6 protein-coding genes are annotated in these 5,455 nt (G+C 70.6%); 2 read left to right on the top strand and 4 right to left on the bottom strand.

Features of this window, described 5'->3' with window-relative positions:
* Positions 1-489, bottom strand: a 489-nt coding sequence (locus G6027_RS10915) for a universal stress protein (RefSeq protein WP_182637203.1), incomplete at its 3' end; no start/stop codon positions are given.
* Between the two features lie 152 nt (positions 490-641).
* On the opposite strand from G6027_RS10915, the gene G6027_RS10910 reads away from it, so the two are divergent.
* The gene (locus G6027_RS10910; protein ID WP_182637202.1) at positions 642-1,082 is read left to right on the top strand and encodes a Fur family transcriptional regulator; all 441 of its coding nucleotides are present in this window, start codon (positions 642-644) and stop codon (positions 1,080-1,082) included.
* 65 nt (positions 1,083-1,147) lie between these two features.
* A complete protein-coding gene (locus G6027_RS10905) occupies positions 1,148-2,674 on the top strand; it encodes a catalase (protein ID WP_182637201.1) in 1,527 nt (508 codons plus the stop codon).
* A 114-nt stretch (positions 2,675-2,788) separates the two neighbouring features.
* On the opposite strand, the gene G6027_RS10900 is transcribed toward G6027_RS10905, so the two are convergent.
* From G6027_RS10900 to G6027_RS10890, 3 genes are all read right to left on the bottom strand, one after another.
* Positions 2,789-3,850: a phosphotransferase gene (locus tag G6027_RS10900; RefSeq protein WP_182637200.1), complete on the bottom strand. Its 1,062-nt coding sequence runs from the start codon at positions 3,848-3,850 to the stop codon at positions 2,789-2,791.
* Positions 3,847-4,971 carry a TIGR03857 family LLM class F420-dependent oxidoreductase gene (locus tag G6027_RS10895; RefSeq protein WP_182637199.1) on the bottom strand — a complete coding sequence of 375 codons (1,125 nt, stop codon included), beginning with the start codon at positions 4,969-4,971 and terminating at the stop codon, positions 3,847-3,849. The genes G6027_RS10900 and G6027_RS10895 overlap by 4 nt, the downstream gene beginning before the upstream one ends.
* A 132-nt stretch (positions 4,972-5,103) precedes the next feature.
* Positions 5,104-5,455 (bottom strand): Na+/H+ antiporter subunit E (locus tag G6027_RS10890; RefSeq protein ID WP_182637198.1); only part of this gene is annotated, 352 nt, incomplete at its 5' end.

Below are 5,455 nucleotides of genomic sequence, written 5' to 3'. Positions count from 1 at the left end.
CGCGAACGCCGCGGCGGGGTCCCCGGCCTCGGATCCGTCGGCCGCCAGCACCACCGGGCCGTTGCCGGGGCCATCCGGCGTGCGCGGGGTGATCACGAGGACGGGGCACCTCGCGTGTTCGACCACCCCGGCCGAGGTGGATCCCATGGCGAAGTCCTCGCGAGCGGTGAGTCCGCGGCTGCCCACGACGATCGCCGAGGCGTCTCCGGTGGCCTCGACGAGCGCGCCCACCGGGCTGTCTGCGACCACGCGGTAGGTCGCCGGGACCTGTCCGACGAGGTCGGTGAGCTGATCCCGCATGGCTCCCTCGACATTGGCCCGGGCGGTCTCGTCGAAGGCCACCACGCGGCCCACGGCGCGGTCGGCGGAGATCACCTCGAGGCTCTTGTCATGGTCGCGCGCCCAGATGGCGGCCCAGGCCACGGCCCGGCGGGCGTCTCGCGAACCGTCGTAACCGCATACGACCGGTCCGGTGGCGGTCTCCGTCATGGCGTCCTCCTGCGGGTTCGGCGTCACGGATCAGCCTAGTCGGCGGGCACGGGGGCGGCAGGGAGAGCTGTCGCCGCGCGCGCGGCACCGTTACCAAAGCGGAACCACTCGTTTTCTGGACCAGTTCCAGAAAGTGGGCTAGGGTGGTGCCCATGACGACGGAGATGCAGGACCCGGGAGCGCTGCTCCGGACGGCCGGGCTGAGGGTCACCTCTCCCCGGCTGGCGGTCCTCGCCGTCGTCGACAGTCGTCCCCATATCGCGGCGGAGGACGTCGCGGGACTGGTCCGGGAACGGCTGGGCGCGGTGTCCACGCAGACCGTCTACGACGCCCTGCGCGTGTGCACCGACGTCGGTCTCATGCGGCGCATCGAACCGGCCGGTTCGCCGGCCCGGTACGAACGACGCACAGGGGACAATCACCACCACCTCGTGTGCCGGCAGTGCGGCCGGATCGAGGATGTCGAATGCGCGGTGGGGCACGCGCCCTGCCTGCAGGCGGACCACGATCACGGCTTCCAGATCGACGAGGCCGAGGTCAACTACTGGGGCACATGTCCCGAATGCCAGGCGGGCCGTGCCCGGCTCGGTTAAGACTGAGACCCAGACCACATCGCCCGATCACTCCCATCACCCATCCACATCGAGGAGCACCAGACGTGACCACGCATCCCGCCGACCGCGGCGTACGCGACTTCCAGCCCAAGTCCGCCACCACCACCGACAGTGGCCAGCCGGTACCGAGCGACGAGTTCAGCGCCCGGTTGGGCGAGCTGGGCCCGCAGCCGATCCACGACTTCTACCTGATCGAGAAGCTCGCCCACTTCAACCGCGAGAACGTCCCGGAGCGGCTGCCCCACGCCAAGGGCTCGGGCGCCTTCGGTGAGTTCGTCACCACCGAGGACGTCTCGGACATCACCTGCGCCGGTCTGTTCCAGCAGGGCGTCACGACCCCGATGCTCGCCCGCTTCTCCACCGTCGCCGGTGAGAAGGGCAGCCCGGACACCTGGCGCGACCCGCGCGGCTTCGCCCTGAAGTTCTACACCGACGAGGGCAACTACGACATGGTCGGCAACAACACGCCGGTCTTCTTTGTCCGGGACGCCCTCAAGTTCCCCGACTTCATCCACTCGCAGCGCCGCAAGAACGCCTCCGGCCTGCGCAACCACGCCATGCAGTGGGACTTCTGGACCCTGAGCCCAGAGTCGACCCACCAGGTCACCTGGCTCATGGGTGATCGCGGCATCCCGGCCACCTGGCGCAACATGGACGGGTTCGGCTCGCACACCTACCAGTTCATCAACGCCTCCGGCGTGCGCCACTGGGTCAAGTTCCACTTCAAGACCAACCAGGGCATCGACTTCCTCACCCAGGACGAGGCCGACAAGCTCGCCGGTGAGAACGCCGACTACCACCGCCAGGACCTGTACGAGTCCATCGGCAAGGGCGAGTTCCCCTCGTGGGACCTGCACGTCCAGGTGATGCCGGTCGACGAGGCGGAGAGCTACCGCTTCAACCCGTTCGACCTCACCAAGGTCTGGTCGCAGAAGGACTACCCGCTGCGCAAGGTCGGCACCATGACGCTGAACCGGAACCCGCAGAACCACCACGCCCAGATCGAGCAGGCCGCGTTCGCGCCGACCAACATCGTCAAGGGCATCGGCTTCTCGCCCGACAAGATGCTCCTCGGCCGCGTCTTCGCGTACCCGGACATCCAGCGCTACCGTATCGGCGCCAACTACCAGCAGGTACCGGTCAACCGACCGCTCTCGCCGGTGAACTCCTACTCCAAGGAGGGCTCCATGCAGTACGAGTTCCCGCACCCGGCGCAGGCCGAGTACGCCCCCAACACCCTCGACGGCCCGGCCGCGGACCCGGCCCAGGCGTTCGACTTCGGTGACTGGGACACCAAGGGCTCGGAGATCTACCGCGGGGACGTGTCGCCGCACTCCGACGACACCGACCAGGCCCAGGCCACGACGCTGTACCGGGAGGTCCTCGACGACGCCGCCCGCGAGCGTCTGGCGTCCAACATCGCCGGTCACGTCAGCAAGATCGACCCCTCGGAGACCGAGCTCCTCGAGCGCGTGTACGCCTACTGGGCGGCCGTCGACCAGGGGCTGTGCGAGGCAGTCAAGGCCGGCGTCGAGTCCGGCCCGCGCGGCAACCACCGTCGCCAGGAGTGACCACTCCGTAGACGAGCACGGTTCAGCCGAGCACGGTTGAGACGAAGGGCCCGATCCCGCGACGAGCGGGGTCGGGCCCTCCTCGTGCGCCGGCGACCCGCCCGGGGGGCATTGTCAGCCGCCGCGGACCACGGCGAGGGCGTGGTGGTCGGCGATCGCGCGACAGGCCCGCCGCATGAGCAGGGCGAACATCTCGTCCCCGCGCGGGGTCCGGGTGCCGTACATCCAGCCGAAGATCCCGAGCACGGGGGTCTGCAGCAGCCCGTAGACGTAGTCGTCCCAGCAGGTCTCGAGCGAGTAGTCGGTCACCCCGTGGCCGAGGAGCGCGCGATGGTAGTCGGCCACGATTCCGCGTTCGGCGGCCCGGCGGTCGGCGACGTCCAGGCTGGAGCCGAGGAATCCGCCGAGGTCGCGCCCGGGCAGCCCCACGGTGAGGGTCTGCCAGTCGCAGGCCAGGGACGGCCGGTCCCCGGAGGGGTCGATCAGCATGTTGTCGGCGCGATAGTCGGCGTGCAGCAGGGCGAAGCGATCGGTCCGCCCATTGGCCCAGTCCGCGATCAGCGGCGCGATCTCGGACAGAGTCCGCTGCTCGTTGTCGTCGAGCCGGTTTCCCAACTCGGAGAGGAAGGCCTCCAGTGCCGGCCCGCCGAGTTCCTGCAGGGTGACGTTGTCCTCTGCCGAGGGGCAGGAGAGGCCGTCGATGCCGCGCAGCGCCGGATCGCACCAGCGCGGGCCGTGCAACCCGGCCAGGTTGACCGCGCAGTCGCGGGCGTCGTCGATCGTCAGGCCAGCCAACTGGTCGCCCTGGACCAGCGGCGCGACGTCGTCCAGAACGAGCGTGAACTCGCCCTCCCGCTCCCCGAGGGCGGCAAACCGCGCCCGTGGAACCCGCACGGCCACGGTCGGCGCCAGGTCGCGGTAGAACAGCACCTCGCTCCGGTAGACGCCGTGCAGTAGCGGCCGCATCCCCTCGTCGGGGTTCGGGAGTTTGACGAACAGCGTCGGCGGGAGCCCGTCACCGTCCACGTGGGCGACCACGCAGCAGCCGATCTGGCCGGTCCCCACGGCCTCGGTCCGTGCCGACCGGACCTCGGTGCCGAGTGCCTCGGTGAGCCACCCCGCGGTCACCTCCTCCGGTGTACAGACCACGGAGGCGCTCGAGTCGACGCTGGTCATGTCTGGGGGTCCTTCCGCAGGTGGAGACGTCCGGGGTTGGGCTGGAGATGGTCGAACCGTCGTGGATCCCGCCGGCGGCGCCAGGAGGTCAGGACCGGGGCGAGCTCGTCGGGGGTCGCGCCGTGCAGGACCACGGAGTCCGCGCCGAGCGCGAGTTGACCCTCGATGCGGTCGGCGCAGTGCTCGGCGCTGCCGACCGCCGCGCAGGCGAGCCACTCGTCGGGCAGCACGTCACGGGCGTGGCGCAGGATGTCGAGGTCGTCGGTCGCGTCGAGCGCACCGGAGTGGGCGGACAGGCTTTCGTCGGCGCGGAACCGCTCCAGGCCCGCCGGGTCCCAGCCGTTCACCCGGACCAGCACGTCGCCGTACCCGGTGAGGTAGGTGGCCAGGCGGCCAACGAGCTTGCGCAGCCGCGCGGTCTCGTCGAGAGAGTCCTCGATGGTGGCCATCACCGACCAGATCCGGACCTGCGCCGGATCGCGGCCGGCCCGTTCGGCGGCCTCGCGGACCAGCCGGACGGATCTGGCGACGGCGGTGTCGGACATGAAGGTGTGCAGGACCACGCCGTCGGCGATCCGTCCGGCGAGTCGGAGCGAGTTATCGCCCATGGCCATGAGCAGCACCGGGATGTCCTCGTCGAACGAGGGGTCCTGGACGAGGTAGGGATAGCTCCCCGCCGGACCGTCGTGTCCCGCCACCGACCCGCCCCGCCACAGCGTGCGGTAGATGCCCACCGCGTCCTCGAGCTGCGCGGACGTGACGTGCGGCAGGCCCATGATGTCGAACAGCAGCGGGATGCCGCGCCCCAGTCCGAACGCGTACCGGCCGCCGGACATCCGGTGCAGCGTGGTGGCCATTGTGGCCGTGACCAGCGGGTGCCGGGTGTTGTGGTTGGTCGCGGCGGTTCCCACGCCGATCCGGCTGGTCGCCGCGACCGCCGCCCCCGCCATGACGGCCGCGTCCTTGAGGGCGAACCGCTCGGACAGCAGGATCGACCCGAGTCCCAGTTCCTCCGCGCGCGCGGCTTCGACGATGAGATCGGCCGGTGACGGGCTGTGCCCGGCCAGGCCGTAGCAGGCGAGCTCGGGCATGAGCGGCAGGGCGGGCTCTACGTGGGTCATGCGTGCCCTTCGGCAGGATCGAACAACCGGGGAGAAAGTGACACGTGTCACGTTACCCCGGCGGCGGCGGCCACCCGGCCGGATCCGACGGCCAGATCCGCCGACCCGTTCACCCGGCCCGGTCGGCCCTGATCAGGTCCCGATGATGCGACCCAGGCGACGCTCGAGCCCGGTCCACGCCTGCTGCGCGTCGATGTCCTCGGCGAGCACGTGCAGTGCCACCCAGTCCTCGTCCTCGTTGACGACCAGGGTCCCGGGCATGAGGTTGATCATCCACAGCGCCAGTCGGCGTCCGGCCGGGGTCCGGGACCGGATCGGCAGGCGCAGGGTGTGCGGCGAGATGGGCATCCGGGGATCCAGTGCCCGGCGGGCCACGTCGACGCCGCCACGCAGGAGCGCCAGCAGGAACCATCCCGCGAACGCGGGTATCTCCCAGGGGCGCCGACCGGTCCGTGGGCGCGCGGGCGGGAGCGCCCGGAGGCTC

This window comes from Dietzia sp. SLG310A2-38A2, assembly GCF_014145095.1.
Taxonomy (GTDB): Bacteria; Actinomycetota; Actinomycetes; order Mycobacteriales; family Mycobacteriaceae; genus Dietzia.
Note: the sequence above shows the minus strand (reverse complement) of the source record. Positions and strands in the feature narration are given on the sequence as shown.

Bases quoted from the DNA above. Each gene is read 5' to 3' on its own strand.
- G6027_RS10910 (WP_182637202.1), top strand. From the start codon at position 642: ATGACGACGGAGATGCAGGACCCGGGAGCGCTGCTCCGGACGGCCGGG.
- G6027_RS10900 (WP_182637200.1), bottom strand. From the start codon at position 3,850: ATGACCAGCGTCGACTCGAGCGCCTCCGTGGTCTGTACACCGGAGGAG.
- G6027_RS10895 (WP_182637199.1), bottom strand. From the start codon at position 4,971: ATGACCCACGTAGAGCCCGCCCTGCCGCTCATGCCCGAGCTCGCCTGC.